The organism is Kineococcus esterisolvens, from assembly GCF_050871405.1.
Lineage (GTDB): Bacteria > Actinomycetota > Actinomycetes > Actinomycetales > Kineococcaceae > Kineococcus.
In genome coordinates this window covers 20,038-34,545 of record NZ_JBJLRI010000016.1, presented here as the reverse complement: position 1 = coordinate 34,545, position 14,508 = coordinate 20,038, and the positions used below count along the sequence as shown (strand labels likewise).

12 protein-coding genes are annotated in these 14,508 nt (G+C 75.6%); 6 read left to right on the top strand and 6 right to left on the bottom strand.

Translation table 11 applies throughout. The annotated features are described in order from the left end of the window. Nucleotide 1 precedes the first annotated feature (1 nt). The 3 genes from ACRYR8_RS07695 to ACRYR8_RS07685 form a co-directional block, all read right to left on the bottom strand. Nucleotides 2–622 carry a DUF47 domain-containing protein gene (locus ACRYR8_RS07695; RefSeq protein ID WP_432483759.1) on the bottom strand — a complete coding sequence of 207 codons (621 nt, stop codon included), beginning with the start codon at nt 620–622 and terminating at the stop codon, nt 2–4. A gap of 62 nt (nt 623–684) precedes the next feature. Then, nucleotides 685–927 carry a hypothetical protein gene (locus ACRYR8_RS07690; protein WP_432483758.1) on the bottom strand — a complete coding sequence of 81 codons (243 nt, stop codon included), beginning with the start codon at nt 925–927 and terminating at the stop codon, nt 685–687. Between the two features lie 49 nt (nt 928–976). Beyond that, nucleotides 977–2,656, bottom strand: coding sequence for a metallophosphoesterase family protein (locus tag ACRYR8_RS07685; RefSeq protein ID WP_432483757.1), 1,680 nt, complete (start codon nt 2,654–2,656; stop codon nt 977–979). 80 nt (nt 2,657–2,736) lie between these two features. Here ACRYR8_RS07685 and ACRYR8_RS07680 point away from each other — a divergent pair, with 80 nt between their 5' ends. The 6 genes from ACRYR8_RS07680 (at nt 2,737) to ACRYR8_RS07655 (ending at nt 9,775) form a co-directional block, all read left to right on the top strand. Next, the gene (locus tag ACRYR8_RS07680) at nt 2,737–3,615 is read left to right on the top strand and encodes an SDR family oxidoreductase (protein WP_432483756.1); all 879 of its coding nucleotides are present in this window, start codon (nt 2,737–2,739) and stop codon (nt 3,613–3,615) included. A 127-nt stretch (nt 3,616–3,742) separates the two neighbouring features. Then, nucleotides 3,743–4,264 (top strand): Fur family transcriptional regulator, encoded by a 522-nt coding sequence (locus tag ACRYR8_RS07675; protein ID WP_432483755.1) that lies wholly within the window; start codon nt 3,743–3,745, stop codon nt 4,262–4,264. Continuing rightward, on the top strand, nt 4,261–5,919 hold the full coding sequence (locus ACRYR8_RS07670) for a catalase (RefSeq protein WP_432483754.1): 1,659 nt from the start codon (nt 4,261–4,263) through the stop codon (nt 5,917–5,919). Before ACRYR8_RS07675 ends, ACRYR8_RS07670 begins: the two co-directional genes overlap by 4 nt. A 65-nt stretch (nt 5,920–5,984) precedes the next feature. Beyond that, nucleotides 5,985–6,857 carry an oxygenase MpaB family protein gene (locus ACRYR8_RS07665; RefSeq protein WP_432483753.1) on the top strand — a complete coding sequence of 291 codons (873 nt, stop codon included), beginning with the start codon at nt 5,985–5,987 and terminating at the stop codon, nt 6,855–6,857. A gap of 103 nt (nt 6,858–6,960) precedes the next feature. Continuing rightward, complete coding sequence (locus tag ACRYR8_RS07660; RefSeq protein ID WP_432483752.1) at nt 6,961–8,598, top strand: methyl-accepting chemotaxis protein; 1,638 nt, start codon at nt 6,961–6,963, stop codon at nt 8,596–8,598. Between the two features lie 103 nt (nt 8,599–8,701). Further along, nucleotides 8,702–9,775, top strand: a complete 1,074-nt coding sequence (locus ACRYR8_RS07655) for a sugar ABC transporter substrate-binding protein (RefSeq protein WP_432483751.1) — start codon at nt 8,702–8,704, stop codon at nt 9,773–9,775. 63 nt (nt 9,776–9,838) lie between these two features. Here ACRYR8_RS07655 and ACRYR8_RS07650 read toward each other — a convergent pair whose 3' ends face one another. From ACRYR8_RS07650 to pta, 3 genes are all read right to left on the bottom strand, one after another. After that, a complete protein-coding gene (locus ACRYR8_RS07650; protein WP_432483750.1) occupies nt 9,839–10,276 on the bottom strand; it encodes an OsmC family peroxiredoxin in 438 nt (145 codons plus the stop codon). A gap of 261 nt (nt 10,277–10,537) precedes the next feature. Next, entirely contained in the window at nt 10,538–12,181 is a 1,644-nt protein-coding gene (locus ACRYR8_RS07645) for a DEAD/DEAH box helicase (protein ID WP_432483749.1), read from the bottom strand. A gap of 192 nt (nt 12,182–12,373) precedes the next feature. Then, nucleotides 12,374–14,473, bottom strand: a complete 2,100-nt coding sequence (gene pta / locus ACRYR8_RS07640; protein ID WP_432483748.1) for a phosphate acetyltransferase — start codon at nt 14,471–14,473, stop codon at nt 12,374–12,376. Between the last annotated feature and the right edge of the window lie 35 nt (nt 14,474–14,508).

The window sequence follows — 14,508 nt, the reverse complement described above, 5'->3', positions numbered from 1 at the left end:
CTCAGGACTCCTTGACCGCGATGGTCTCCACGGCGTGGGCGACCTGCTCGAAGGCGTCCGCGACCCCGTCCAGGGTGTCCACGACGTCCTTGAGCTTCATGATCGATACGGCGTCGTGGTCGCCGCCGAAGATGGTGCCCAGGAGACCGTGGTGGATCTGGCCGGCCTGGTTCTCCAGCCGGTTGACCTCCACCCAGTAGTCGGAGAGCGCTCCGGGCGAGCGCAGCCGGGGCAGGGCCTCGCAGGTCAGCTCGGCCTGCCGGGTGATCACCTGCACCAGGTCGCTCACCGCCGCCGGGAGCTCCTCCAGGCGGTACAGCACGATGAGGTCCACGGCCTTCTGCACGAGGTCGAGGCAGTCGTCGAGGCGGGACGTCAGCCGGTGGATGTCCTCGCGGTCGAAGGGGGTCACGAAGGAGGAGGTGAGGCGGCGCAGCACCGCGTGCGCGGCCTCGTCCCCGGCGTGCTCGATCTCCTCCACGTGCCGGGCGAGGTCCACGCGGCGCACCTGGTCGCTGCCGAGGAACTCGGTCAGGACGGTCGTGGCCTCGACGAGGATCTCGCCGGTGCGGGCGAACAGCTCGAAGAAGCCGTCGTCCCGGGGGGTGAGTCGAAAACGCACTGGGGCTCCGCAGACGGTTCGGTGCTCGGTCCGGGCCGGGGACGCCCGGCCCGGGGCGGACTCTAGGCCGTGGGGGCGCCGTCCCCGACACCGAGCCCGCGGCGCGGCGCCGGTGCCGCACCGCCCGAGGCGTCGTCCACGCCCAGCACGCGATCGAGGTCGCTCTCCGCGAGCGGACCGTCGCTCTCGGAGGCGGCCACGACGACGTCGGCGTACAGCTCGATCTCCTCGGCGAGCGCGTCGTCGGCGAGGGGACCGGCGACGGGGCCCGGCACGGCGCTGCGCGGGTCGGGGTGCGGGCTCATGGTGCCGACCACGGTACGCGCGCCGGGGCCGGCGCGAGCGGGAACGGCCTCACGGCGCGGCCGGCCGGGTGACGCCGGTCCCGGTGGGCGTGGCGGTCCCGGTGGGCGTGGCGGGGACGCTCGGCGTGGCGGTGACGGTGGGCGTGGACGTCGGCTCGACCAGCGCCGGGCGGTCGGTGTCGCTGAGGACGGTGCGCTGCAGGCTGACCTCCGCCAGGCCGAGGCCGCCGACGGTGACCTCGTCGTAGGCCAGCAGCTCGTCGTCCTCCTCGCCGAAGTAGAGCAGCGTGGCGGACAGCGGCAGCGGGGTGCCGTCGGCGAGGCGGTCCAGCCCCGCGGAGGTGATGCCCGCCCCGCCCGTGGTCCCCTCGACCATGACCCGGGTGCCGGAGTCGTCGAGCGTGACGCTGCGCTTGTGCAGGTGCCCGGCCAGGACGAGCGGCACCCGGCCCATCAGGGGCTCCAGGCCGCTGGGGTCGTGGATCAGCGCCACGTCCACGGGGTCCTCGGGGTGGGCCGACCCCCACCGCTCGACGCCGGCGGCGAGGACCTCGTTGGACCTGCGCTGCACGTCCTCGGCGCTGCCCTCGGCGGTGCTGCCCTCCCCCTCGGGGGTGAACACGGGGTCGCCCTTGCCGGCGAAGCGCAGACCGGCCACCTCGGCGGTCTCCCCCTCGTCGAGCACGACCGCGCCCTCCTGGGCCGCGACGGCCTCCTGGGTCTGTGCGGAGTCGTGGTTGCCCCGGACGAACACGTACGGCACGTCCAGGCCGCCGATGCGGTTCAGGAACGAGGACTCGACCGCGCTGCCCAGCGTGGTGATGTCGCCGGTGTCGACGACGGCCTGCACGCCGAACTGCTCGACGAGGTCCTCGACGAGGTCGAAGCCGAGGGGGTTCAGGTGCAGGTCGGAGATGTGCAGGACGGTCGTGACGTCCTCGCCGGCCCCGGCGCCGGGCTGCCCGTCGCCGAGGACGGGCAGGCTGGCGCTGACGGCGTAGAGGGTGCTGACGCTGCGCACGACGTCGGAGAGCCCGCTGCGGTAGGACTCCAGCCGCTCCATCGCGTCCTGGGTGCTGGTGACGAGGTAGGGCGCCCGCGAGAGCAGGCCCGTGAAGCGGGGCTGCTGCAGGGCCGTGACGTCGAAGGTGGCGGCGGTGGCGGCGCCGGTGCCCAGCAGGGCCGCCAGGCAGGCCGCGCCGGTCTGCAGGGCCCGGTGACGGGCCCGGTAGACGACGGTCCCGGCGAGGACGGCGCCGCCGACGCCGCAGGCGGCGCTGTACGCGGCGGCGCGGACCGTGGCGGCGCGGACGGTGTCGGCGGCGGTGAGCTCGAGGGCGAGCAGCTGCTGCGGGGAGCGCACGAGGCGGGACGCGGCGTCCAGGTCGACGGCCTCGATGCCCGCGGTCACCTCGACCGGGGCGCGGTGGGTGTCGAAGGTGATCTGGCCGACGGGCGGCAGGTCGACCGCCACGCCCGGCTCCAGGCTGGGGTGCACCCGCACCTCCGTCTGCAGCGGGCCCACCCATGTCTCGTGGCCGGGGGCCAGGGAGAAGCCGACGCCGGCCCCGACCGCCGCGACCACCAGCACGCCGACCCAGCCCACGACGCGGCCCAGGGCCCGCGCCAGGCGCGGCGGCAGGCGGCGCACGAGGGCTCCGCGCCGCCACCAGGGCGGGCGGGCGGGCACAGCGGCCGGGGCGTCGCGCGCGGTCTCGTCGGGAGCCATCGGGAGGATCCTCGCGCAGTCGGGCCCGTCCCGCCGGGTGCAGGGCGTGTCCGTCGCCGACGCGCGGGTACGGGGAGGGCATGAGCACACGCAGCAGCCGGGTGAGCAGCCAGGTGAGCCGGCAGGTGAGCGGGGGGTTCCGCGACCTGCGCGGCCGGGAGCCCGACGGCCGGCCGGGACCGGCGATCGTCACCGGCTCGGAGTCCGGCATCGGGCGGGCGGTCGCCGTCGAGCTGGCCCGGCGCGGCCACGACATCGGGGTGACGTGGTTCCGCGACGAGGAGCAGGGACGCCGCACCGTCGCGGAGGTCGGGGCGCTGGGCCGGCGCGCGGAGCTGCGCCACCTGGACCTGCGCGACCTGCCGGCCGCGGCGGACGTCGTCGACGAGCTGGCGGAGGCCCTGGGCGGGGTGGAGGTCCTCGTCAACGACGCGGGCACCGGCACCGCGACGCCCCTGCTGGAGCTGTCCTTCGAGGACTGGCGCGAGGTGCTGGCCACCGACCTCGACGGGGCGTTCCTGTGCCTGCAGCGCGCGGCGCGGCGGATGGTCGCCGCGGGGCGCGGCGGGCGCATCGTCAACGTCACCAGCGTGCACGAGCACCAGCCCCGGGTGGGTGCGGCCCCGTACTGCGCGGCCAAGGGGGGCCTGGGGCTGCTGACCCGCACGGCGGCGATCGAGCTGGCCGAGCACGGCATCACGGTCAACGCGGTGGCGCCGGGCGAGATCGCCACGCCGATGACGGGCCAGGAGGACCAGGACCCGCACACCGAGGAGCGCCCGGGGGTGCCGCTGCGCCGGCCGGGCGACGCGCGGGAGGTCGCGGCGGTGGTGGCGCTGCTGTGCTCGCCGGAGGGCTCGTACGTCACGGGCGCCTCCTACGCCGTGGACGGCGGGATGCTGCAGATGGGCCCGATGGCCGGCTCGCACCTGACGTCCGACGACTGGCGCCGCCCCTGACCCCTCCCCCGCGGTGATCGGCGGGAGTCGCCACGTCCTCGACCACCGCGGGGCGACGGGGAGGGGACTGGGCGAGGTAGGTGACCCTTTCTTGACTCGTTCCAGACTGGCCTGGTGAGATCGGGGTGTGCCACACCCCCACAGCCCCGCGACGGCCGCCGGCGCCGAGGACCGCCTGCGCGATCGCGGCCTGCGGGCCACCCGCCCCCGCACGGTCGTGCTGCAGGTGCTCGACGCGGCCGCGGCCGGCGCCGAGCACCTCGCGGTCGCCCAGGTCGTCGACCGGGCCCGCACGGCGCTGCCGGCGGTGTCCACCCAGGCCGTCTACGACTGCCTCGACGCCCTCACGCGCGCCGGCCTGGCCCGGCGCATCGAGCCCGCCGGGCACCCGGCCCGCTACGAGGCGAGGGTGGGCGACAACCACCACCACCTGGTGTGCCGCGAGTGCGGCTGCACCGTCGACGTGGACTGCACCGTCGGCCCCTCCCCCTGCCTCGCCCCCTCCGACACCGCTGGTTTCGCGGTGGACGAGGCCGAGGTGGTGTTCTGGGGCAGGTGCCCCGACTGCCGGGCCGCCCAGGCGGCGGACCCCGGACCGACCCGATCCACCGCCCTCCAGCGGAAGACCCCACGAGAGGAAGCGCGATGACCGACGTCGCCAGCCAGCAGTCCGCCCCGGGAGACGACCGCCCGACCCTGACCAACCGTCAGGGCCACCCGGTCTTCGACAACCAGAACCAGCGCACCATCGGCGAGCGCGGCCCCGCCACGCTCGAGAACTACCAGTTCCTCGAGAAGATCAGCCACTTCGACCGCGAGCGGATCCCCGAGCGCGTCGTGCACGCCCGCGGCACCACCGCCTACGGCTACTTCGAGGCGTACGGCTCCCTCGGTGACGAGCCGATCTCCCGGTACACCCGCGCGAAGCTGTTCCAGGAGAAGGGCAAGCGCACCGACCTGGCGATCCGCTTCTCCACCGTCGCCGGCGGCCGGGACTCCTCCGAGTCCGCGCGCGACCCGCGCGGCTTCGCGGTGAAGTTCTACACCGAGGACGGCAACTGGGACCTCGTCGGCAACAACCTCGGCGTCTTCTTCATCCGCGACGCGATCAAGTTCCCGGACTTCATCCACTCGCAGAAGCCGGACCCGGTGACCTTCGAGGCGTCCGTCGCCAACCGCGCGTTCGACTTCTTCAGCCAGACCCCCGAGGCCATGCACATGGTCACGCTGGTCTTCAGCCCCCGCGGCACCCCGGCGTCCTACCGCACCATGCAGGGCTTCGGCGTGAACACCTACAAGTGGGTGAACGCGGACGGCGAGACCGTGCTCGTGAAGTACCACTGGCTGCCCAAGCAGGGCGTGAAGTCGTGGACCGCCGCTGACGCCGCCGCCGTGCAGGCGCAGACCCTCGGCGCACACACCAAGGACCTCTACGACGCGATCGAGCGCGGCGACTTCCCCGAGTGGGAGCTCAACGTGCAGATCATGGAGGACCACGACCACCCCGAGCTGGACTTCGACCCGCTCGACGACACCAAGGTGTGGCCGGAGGAGCTCTTCCCGCTGCGCCCGGTCGGCCGCATGGTCCTCAACCGCAACGTGACGGACAACTTCGCCGAGAACGAGCAGATCGCCTTCGGCACCGGCGTGCTGGTGGACGGCCTGGACTTCTCCGACGACAAGATGCTCGTCGGCCGGACGTTCTCGTACTCCGACACCCAGCGCTACCGCGTGGGCCCGAACTACCTGCAGCTGCCGGTGAACCGCCCCAAGGCCCCGGTCGCCACCAACCAGCAGGGCGGCCCGATGTCCTACGGCCGCGACAACGTGGGCGCCAACCCGCACGTGAACTACGAGCCGTCGATCACGGGGGGGCTGAAGGAGGCCACCTACCCGACGCACGACGAGCAGGGCCCGGTCGTCAGCGGCCGCCTCACCCGCAAGCGCATCTCCCGCACCAACGACTACGCGCAGGCCGGCGAGCGCTACCTGCTGTCGGAGCAGTGGGAGAAGGACGACCTGGTGAAGAACCTGGTGGACGCGCTGCAGCAGTGCGACCGCCCGATCCAGGAGCGCATGGTGTGGCACTTCCTCATGTGCGAGGACGAGCTGGGCCTGCGCGTGGGCGAGGGCCTGGGCATCACGCCGGACGACGTGCGGCACCTGCCGCCGCTGGCGAGCCAGACCCTCGACGAGGCCGAGCTGGAGCGCCTGGCCAACCTGGGCAAGAACGGCCCGCGCGACGTCTCCGGCCACGTCATGACGCACTGCGTGCCGAACGAGCACGTCGTCGTCGCCGGCTGACGGGACCACTCGTGAACCGACGGGCGCCGCACCCTCCGGGGGCGGCGCCCGTCCGCGTCCCGGCGGTGCCGCTGCGCGCGCTGTTCCCGCCGCCGCCCGGCCCCGGCCGGCCCGGCGACCGGGGGGTGGTGGAGCCGTTCAGCGAGTTCTGGGAGCTCACCGGGGAGCGGGCGGTGCTGCTGGGCGGCCCGGCGGCGATCCTGCTGCAGGTGGCGCACCCGCTGGTGGCCGAGGGGGTGGCCGTGCACAGCGACTACGCGGCCGGCCCCTCGCACCGGTTGCTGGCCACACTCCAGGCGTTCCTGACCATCACCTTCGGCGACACCGAGCAGGCCCGGGAGGCGGCGCGCGCGGTCGGCCGGCAGCACGCCCGCGTGCGCGGCACCACCCGCACCGCGGCCGCCGGCACGCCCGCCGGCACGCCGTACCGGGCGAACGACCCGCACCTGGCGCTGTGGGTGCACGCCACCCTGGTGCACACCGCCCTGGACCTGGGCGTGCGCTACCTGCGGCGCCCCCTGCCCGCTGCCGCGCTGGAGCGGTACTGGGCCCGGTCGCGCTCCTTCGCCGCCCTGTTCGGGGTGACCGACGCCGTGTGGCCCCCCACCCACGCCGCGTTCGAGGCCTACTGGCGCGAGAGCGTGGCGGGCCTCGTCGTGACCGACGCGGCCCGCCGCGTGGCCCGCGACGTGCTGACGGTGCGCACGCGGCCGCCGCTGCCGGGCGTGGCGGCCCTGGCCCGCGCCGTCACCGCCGACCTGCTGCCGCCCGCCGTGGCCGACGCCTACGGGCTGGAGCGCACCGCCGCCCGGCGGGGCGCCGCCGGGGCCACGCGGGCGCTCGTCGCCGCGACCCGCCCGCTGCTGCCGGGGCGGGTCGCCACCTGGCCGCACCGGGCCGTGGCCGAGCGGCGCCTGGCGGCCGGCGAGGGGCGCTGAGGGCGCGCGTCCCCCGCGGGGGCACCTCAAGACGGCCGACGGGCTGCCGATGGGGGGGCGGTCACCCCTTCGGCCGGGGTGCGCCCGAGCGAGGAGGCCCCCCTTGACCACCACGACCCCGCCCACCGCCGTCGCGCCCGCGCGCCGGCGCTTCGCCGACCGCTCGGTCGCCACGAAGATCGGCGCGATCGTGGTGCTGTCGTGCACGGTCTCCGCCGCCCTGCTGGGGGTCGGCCTGGGCGGCCTGGCGGACGTCAACGCGCGCACCGGCGAGGTGTACGAGCGGGACCTGCTGCCCGCCGCCGACCTGGCGGAGCTGCGCGCCGACGTCCTGCAGTCCCAGCGCGACCTGGCGAACCTGGCCCTGGCCGACGACGACGTCGCCCGCGCCGACCTCGCCGCGCGCGTGCACGCCGACGACGAGCGCGTCGACGAGCTCGTCGCCTCCTACGGGGCCTCGCTGACCAGCGGTGAGCAGCGGGCCGTGCTGCGGGAGTTCTCCACCTGGTGGGAGTCCTACCGCGGCACCCGCGACGGGTTCCTCGCGCCGCTGGCCACCTCCGGCGAGCCCGGTGACCGGGCCAAGTTCCAGCAGCTGTACCTGGGCAACGTGGCGATCCTGGCCGACAACGCCGAGCAGGCCCTGGCGGAGCTGGACGAGCTCAGCGAGCAGCAGGCGCAGGCGTCCGTGGCAGCCGCCGCCGACACCTACTCCACCGCGCGCACCACGATGGTCGCCGTCGTCGTCGCCGGCCTGCTCGTCACCGCGCTGCTGGCGCGCTGGACGACGAACCTGGTGGTGCGCCCGCTGCGGCAGGTCGTGGACGTGCTCGGCCGCGTCGCCGACGGCGACCTGACCGCCACCGCCGACGTCGACCGCCGCGACGAGGTGGGCCGCATGGCGCAGGCCCTGAGCGCCGCCACCGGGAGCATGCGCCGCACCGTGGCCGGCCTGGACGCCGACGCGAGCACCCTGGCCCGCGCCGCCGGTGAGCTGCAGGCCACCACCTCGGCGATCTCCGGCAGCGTCGGCGACGTCTCCGAGCGCGCCGGGACGGTGGCCCGCTCGGCGCACGACGTCAGCGGGCACATCGCCGGCGCCGCCGCCGGTGCGGAGGAGATGGGCGTGTCCATCACCGAGATCTCCACCAACGCCTCGCGCGCCGCGGACGTCGCGGGCCGCGCCGTGGGCATCGCCACCGAGACGGGCGAGACGATGGCCGCGCTGGGCCGCTCCTCCGCCGAGATCGGCGACGTGGTCAAGACCATCACCTCCATCGCCGAGCAGACGAACCTGCTGGCGCTGAACGCCACCATCGAGGCCGCCCGTGCCGGCGACGCCGGCAAGGGCTTCGCGGTGGTGGCCGGGGAGGTCAAGGAGCTCAGCTCGCAGACGGCCCGCGCCACGGAGGACATCGCCACCCGCATCCAGGCGATCCAGGGCGACGTGGACCGCGCCGTCTCGGCGATCTCCAGCATCTCCTCCGTCATCGCCGAGATCAGCGACTACCAGGGCACGATCGCCGCCGCCGTCGAGGAGCAGGCCGCCACGACGCAGGAGATGAGCCGCCTGGTGGGCGACGCCGCCAACGGGGCCACCGCCATCGCGGGCACGATCGGCACCGTGGCCAGCGCCGCGCAGGTCAGCGGCGAGAGCGCCGCCGACTCCGACCGCGCGGTGCGCGAGCTGGCCGGGATGGCCGACCGGATGCGCGCCACCGTCGCCACGTTCCGGTACTGACGGGGTCACGACCGTGCGCGCAGCCACCGGCCAGGCCACCGAGCACCCCCAGCCCGCCCCGCACTCCGCCCCGCACTCCGCCCCCACGTCCGGGAGGACCCCCGTGAACCGCACCCGCCGGAGCGCCGCAGCGCTCCTCGCCGCCCTCGGCGCCCTGTCCCTCGCCGGCTGCGGCGGGGGCGACACGACGACCGCGGCGGCGACCGGTGAGCGTCGCGTGGCGTTCCTGGCCCCGTCCACGTCGATGCGCGCGCTGGCCTACGACTACCCGAACTTCGCGGTGCAGCTGCAGGAGCGCTGCCCGGAGTGCGTGGTGGACCTGCACACCGCCGCCGACCAGGCCGAGCAGAACCGCCAGGCCGCGCAGGCCGTCGCCGACGGCGCCGAGGCCCTCGTGGTCGTGGCCGCCGACGGTGCGCAGGCCTCGGAACTGGTGACGCGGGCCGGTTCGGCCGGGGTGCCGGTCGTGGCGTACGACCGGCTCATCAGGGACGTGCCGCTGGACTACTACGTCTCCTTCGACGGCGGCGCGGTCGGCGAGCTGGGCGGGCGGGCGATCCTGGACGCGGTCGGCGAGCGCGCCGGCGAGGGTGTCGTGGTGATGCTGCAGGGCGACCCGGGCGACAACAACGCCGGCCTCTTCGCCGCCGGGGCGCACTCGGTGCTGGACGGACGGGTGACGATCGCCGCCGAGCGCTCGGTGGCCGGCTGGAGCGCCGACCAGGCCGAGGTGGAGATGGCCGCGGCGCTGCGGGAACTGGGCGGGCGACCGCTGCTGGGCGTGTACACCGCCTACGACGGCCTGGCCGCCGGAGCGCTGGAGGCGCTGACCGACGCCGGCTACAGCGGGGTTCCGATCACCGGGCAGGACGCGGAAGTGGGTGCGCTGCAGCGCATCCTGGCCGGCACGCAGACGATGACGGTGTTCAAGGACCTGCCGGCGCAGGCTCGCGCCACGGCGGACCTGGTCGCCGACGTCCTGTCCGGTGCGGAGCCGGGGACGACGACGACCACGGACAACGGCGCCGGTTCGGTGCCGACGGTGCTGCTGCAGCCGGAGGCCGTCGGAAAGGCCGAGATCCGCTCGAAGGTCCTGGAGTCGGGGTACACCACGGCCGAGGCGCTGTGCGCGGGCTCCGCGAGCGCGCTGTGCCAGGAAGCCGGGATCACCGGCTGACCGGGCCGGGCGGACCGCCGGCGGGAACGCGGGTGCGCCCGCCGGCGGCGTGCTGAGCGGTGGTCAGTCCATCTTCGCGTCGAGGGTGATCTCGACGCCGGTCAGCGCCTTGGAGACCGGGCAGGTCTCCTTCGCGGCCTGCGCGGTGCGCGCGAACGTGTCGGCGTCGACGCCGCTGACCTCACCGGTGACGGTGAGCTTGATGCCGGTGAGGCGGAAACCGCCCGCCGGGTCCGGGCCGAGGGAGACGTCGGCGGTGACCTCGACGTTCTCCGGGGTGCCGCCGGCCTCGCCGAGCAGCGCGGAGAACTGCATGGCGAAGCAGGACGAGTGGGCCGCGGCGATGAGCTCCTCGGGGCTCGTGGTGCCGCCGGCCTCGTCGGCGGCGCGCTTGGGGAACGACACGTCGTAGGTGCCGACCTTCGAGCTGGTGAGCTCGACCTGGCCGGCGCCCTCCTCCAGGGTGCCGTTCCAGGCGGTGCGGGCGGTGCGGGTGGGCACGGGGCCTCCTCGGGTCGGGGCTGTTCGCGGTCGACTCCGCCGGTGCGGTGCGAGGTCGCGCCGCGCCGGCGGACCCCATCCTCACCCCCCCGGCCGGCGGGGCACCACCCGCCCCCTCCGCGCGATCGCGCAGGGCCCCCTCACCGGCTCCGGGGCCGGGACGGGTGGGGACGCGGCAGGGCCCCGCCCCCCGCGCGGGGGGACGGGGCCCTGAGGACCTGCGGGACGGGCGCCGGCGGGCGGCCCGTCACCGGGTGCGCGTCAGTCGCGCGCGGCGCCCTCGCGGCGGGGGCCGCTGAAGCCGCCCTCGCGGCGGGGGCCGCTGAAGCCGCCCTCGCGGCGGGGCCCGCTGCGGGGACCGCCCTCGCGGCGCGGGCCCCCACGGAAGCCGCCGCGGCGGGGACCACGGCTCTCCCGCTCGGGGCGGGTGCGCGGCTTGACCACGACCGGCTCGCCGGACTCGGCGACGGCGCGGACGGTGTCGTCGCCGGCCGAGACGTTCTCGACGGCGCCGGGGTTCACGCCGGCGTCCCGGTGCAGCCAGCCGTAGCGGCGGACCTGGTCGGGCAGGGCGATCGCCAGGACGGTGCCCTTGGCGCCCGCGCGGGCGGTGCGCCCGGAGCGGTGCAGGTAGTCCTTGTGGTCGTTCGGCGGGTCGACGTGCACGACGAGGTCCACGTCGTCGACGTGGATGCCGCGCGCGGCGACGTCCGTGGCCACCAGGACCCGGGTCTCACCGGCGGAGAACGCGTCGATCGCCTTGGACCGCTGCGCCTGGCGCAGGTCGCCGTGGATCGCCTCGGCGGGGGCGCCGGCCTCGCGCAGCTGGTCGGCCAGGCGCTGCGCGCCCAGCTTCGTGCGCACGAAGAAGATGCTGCGCGCGGGGCGCCGGCTGATCTCCGTGAGGATCGACAGCTTGTCGTGCGGGCGCACCGCGAACACGCGGTGCTCCATGTTCCCGGCGGACTCCGGCTCGGCCGGCACGGCGTGGAACACCGGCTCGGTGAGGAAGTCCGTCACCAGGGCCTCCACGCCGCGGTCCAGCGTGGCGGAGAAGAACATCCGCTGCCCGCCGGGCTTGGTGCCCTCCAGGATGGAGCGCACGCTCGGCAGGAAACCGAGGTCGGCCATGTGGTCGGCCTCGTCCAGGACGGTGACGCTCACCTCGCCGAGCGAGACGGCGTCGCGCTCGATGAGGTCCACCAGGCGACCCGGCGTGGCGATGAGCACGTCGATGCCGCGCGAGAGCGCCGCCATCTGGCGGCCGTACGGCACGCCGCCGACGACGACGGACAGGCGCAGGTCCAGCGCGTCGCCCAGCGGGCGCAGCGCGTCGGCGACCTGCATGGCCAGCTCGCGGGTCGGCACGAGCACCAGGCCGCGGGGGGCGCCGGTGATGCGGGTGCGCGGGCCGGTGGCCAGGCGGGCGAGCATCGGCAGGCCGAAGCCCAGCGTCTTGCCCGAGCCGGTGCGCGCGCGGCCCAGGATGTCCCGGCCGGCGATGCCGTCGGGCAGGGTGCGCGACTGGATGGCGAACGGCTTGGACATGCCGCGCCGCTCCAGGGCGGCGACGAGCTCGGCCGGCAGGCCCAGCTCGGCGAAGGTGAGGTCCGCGACCTCGATCTGCTCGGCGGCCGTCAGGGCCTGCTCGGTGGCGCTGGGCGCGAACGAGCGGGGACTGCGGGCGGGGCCGCCGGAGCGGCGGCCGCGGTAGCCGCTGGGGCCGCCGTAGGCGCCGCGGGAACCGCCGGAGCGGGGGCCGCGGTCGTCGGAGCGGAACCCGCGCGAGTCGCCGCGGGACTCGGGGCGGAACCCGTCGCGGTCGGAGCGACGGGGGCGGTCGCCCCAGGAGTCGCGGGAGGAGTCGTTGCGGGGGGAACGGTACGAACGGTCGTACTCAGGCATGCGGGAGTGGACTCCACGGTGGATCGGCGGCCGCTAAGGCGGTCCGCCCCCGGCGCGGGCGCGCACGGTGCTGCGCGCAGAAGCTGAGGGATGAGACTCAAGCGACCTCGCGGGCGGCTCGCCCGCTGAGTGGACGGCATCGACACCGTCACACCCAGACTAACAGGCCCCCGCCCCGGGTGATTCCCGCGCTCACCCGCGTGACGCCTGGATCGCCGTCAGGGCGATCGTGTAGACGATGTCGTCCACCAGCGCCCCGCGCGAGAGGTCGTTCACGGGCTTGGCCAGGCCCTGCAGCATCGGGCCCACCGAGATGACGCCCGCGTTGCGCTGCACCGCCTTGTACGTGGTGTTGCCGGTGTTCAGGTCGGGGAAGACGAACACCGTGGCCCGTCCCGCGACCGGCGAGCCCGGAGCCTTGGCCCTGGCCACCGACGCCACCGCGGCGGCGTCGTACTGCAGCGGGCCGTCGACGACCAGGTCCGGTTCGCGCTCCTTCGCGATCCGGGTGGCCTCGGCGACCTTGTCCACCGAGGAGCCGGACCCGGACGAGCCCGTGGAGAAGCTGATCATCGCCACCCGCGGCTCGATGCCGAACGCGCGCGCCGACGCGGCCGACTGCAGGGCGATGTCCGCCAGCTCCTCGGCGTTCGGGTCCGGGTTGACGGCGCAGTCGCCGTAGATGACGACGTCGTCGGGCAGGCACATGAAGAACACGCTGGAGACCAGCTTCGCGCCCGGCTTGGTGCGGATGATCTGCAGCGCCGGGCGGACGGTGGCGGCGGTGGTGTGCACCGCGCCGGCGACGAGGCCGTCGACGTCGCCGGCCTTGAGCATCGTGGTGCCCAGCCAGACGGGGTCGGCCAGGGAGTCGCGCGCCACGTCCGGCTGCATGCCCTTGTGCTTGCGGGCCTCCACGAGCACGTCGACGTAGCGGTCCACCAGGCCGGCGGGGTCCAGGACCTCCACGCCCTCGGGGACCGTCAGGCCCAGGCCCGCGGCCACGGACGCCACCTCGTCCGGGTGGGCCAGCAGCACGGGGCGGGCGATGCCCCGCTGCGCGCAGATCGCCGCGGCCTGCACGGTGCGCGGCTCGGCGCCCTCGGGCAGCACGATGCGCTGGCGGCGCTCGGCGGCCAGGGTGGTCAGCCGCCGGCGGAACGCGGCCGGCGACAGGCGCGGGGCGTGCGCGGCGGTGGGCAGCCCGGCCAGCCACGCCGGGTCCAGCGCGTCGGCGACGACGGCGGTGACGGCGTGCGCGCGCTCGGCGTCGTCGGCGGGCACGTCCGGGTCGAGGCGGTTGACGGCGGTGGCGGTGGCGTAGGTGCTGCGGTCGGTGCGCAGGATGGGCAGGCCGGTGGCGGCGGCGGCGTGGGTGAGCTGGGCCACCCGCTCGTCCATGCCGACGCCGGCGGTCAGCAGCAGCCCGGCCAGGCGGACGCCGTTCAGCGCCGCCAGGCAGGCCGCCATGACGACGTCGTGGCGGTCGCCGGGCACGAGGATGAGGCGGCCCTCGCGCAGCAGCGGCAGCATCCCGGGCACGGCCTGGGCGGCGACGACGACCTCCTTCACGCGCCGCTGCTGGTCGCCGTGGGTGACGACGTCCACGTCGAGGGCGCGCACGAGGTCGCGCACGCGTCCCCACGTCAGGTGCGCGCGGTAGGGCACGGCCGCCACGAGCGGGATGCCGTGGTGGTCCAGCGCCCCGCGCAGCGCCGCGACGCGGGCGACGGCCACCTCGGGGTCCTCGGGCACGGGCCAGCGCGAGACGACGCCGCCGACCACGCGCAGCGCCTCCCCCGCCCGGTAGGTGCCGGCGGTGACGGCCATGTCCTCGGCGATGCGCTCGGGCGCGCCGGGGTCGGAGCCGTCGGCGCCGGCGGAGCCCACGAGCAGCACGTCGGCGTCCAGCGCGGTGGCCAGGGCCTGGTTCACGCGACCGGAGAACACCTGGTCGGCCGAGGGCGCCAGGCCCTCGACGACGACGACGTCGTGGGTGGCCAGCACGCCCTCGGCGGCGGCGACCACCTCCTCCATGAGGTCGTCGACCTCGCCGCGGCTGAGGCGCTCGACCACGCGCGCGGCGGGGATGGGCTCGGCGACGACCAGGTCGGTCGTCAGCCGCGCCAGCGCCACGGAGCGGTCGACGCCGCCGTCGCGGGCGGGTTGCGAGAGGGGTTTGTGGAATCCGACGCGCACGCCGCGGGCGTCCAGCGCCCGCAGCAGGCCCAGGCAGGTCGAGGTGAGGCCGGCGCCGTGGCCGGTGGGGACGACGAGCAGGGTGCGGGGCACCGCGGGCTCCTCTCGGGTGGTGGTGGCCGGGTTCC

Bases quoted from the DNA above. Each gene is read 5' to 3' on its own strand.
- ACRYR8_RS07690 (WP_432483758.1), bottom strand. From the start codon at position 927: ATGAGCCCGCACCCCGACCCGCGCAGCGCCGTGCCGGGCCCCGTCGCC.
- ACRYR8_RS07685 (WP_432483757.1), bottom strand. From the start codon at position 2,656: ATGGCTCCCGACGAGACCGCGCGCGACGCCCCGGCCGCTGTGCCCGCC.
- ACRYR8_RS07680 (WP_432483756.1), top strand. From the start codon at position 2,737: ATGAGCACACGCAGCAGCCGGGTGAGCAGCCAGGTGAGCCGGCAGGTG.
- ACRYR8_RS07670 (WP_432483754.1), top strand. From the start codon at position 4,261: ATGACCGACGTCGCCAGCCAGCAGTCCGCCCCGGGAGACGACCGCCCG.
- ACRYR8_RS07645 (WP_432483749.1), bottom strand. From the start codon at position 12,181: ATGCCTGAGTACGACCGTTCGTACCGTTCCCCCCGCAACGACTCCTCC.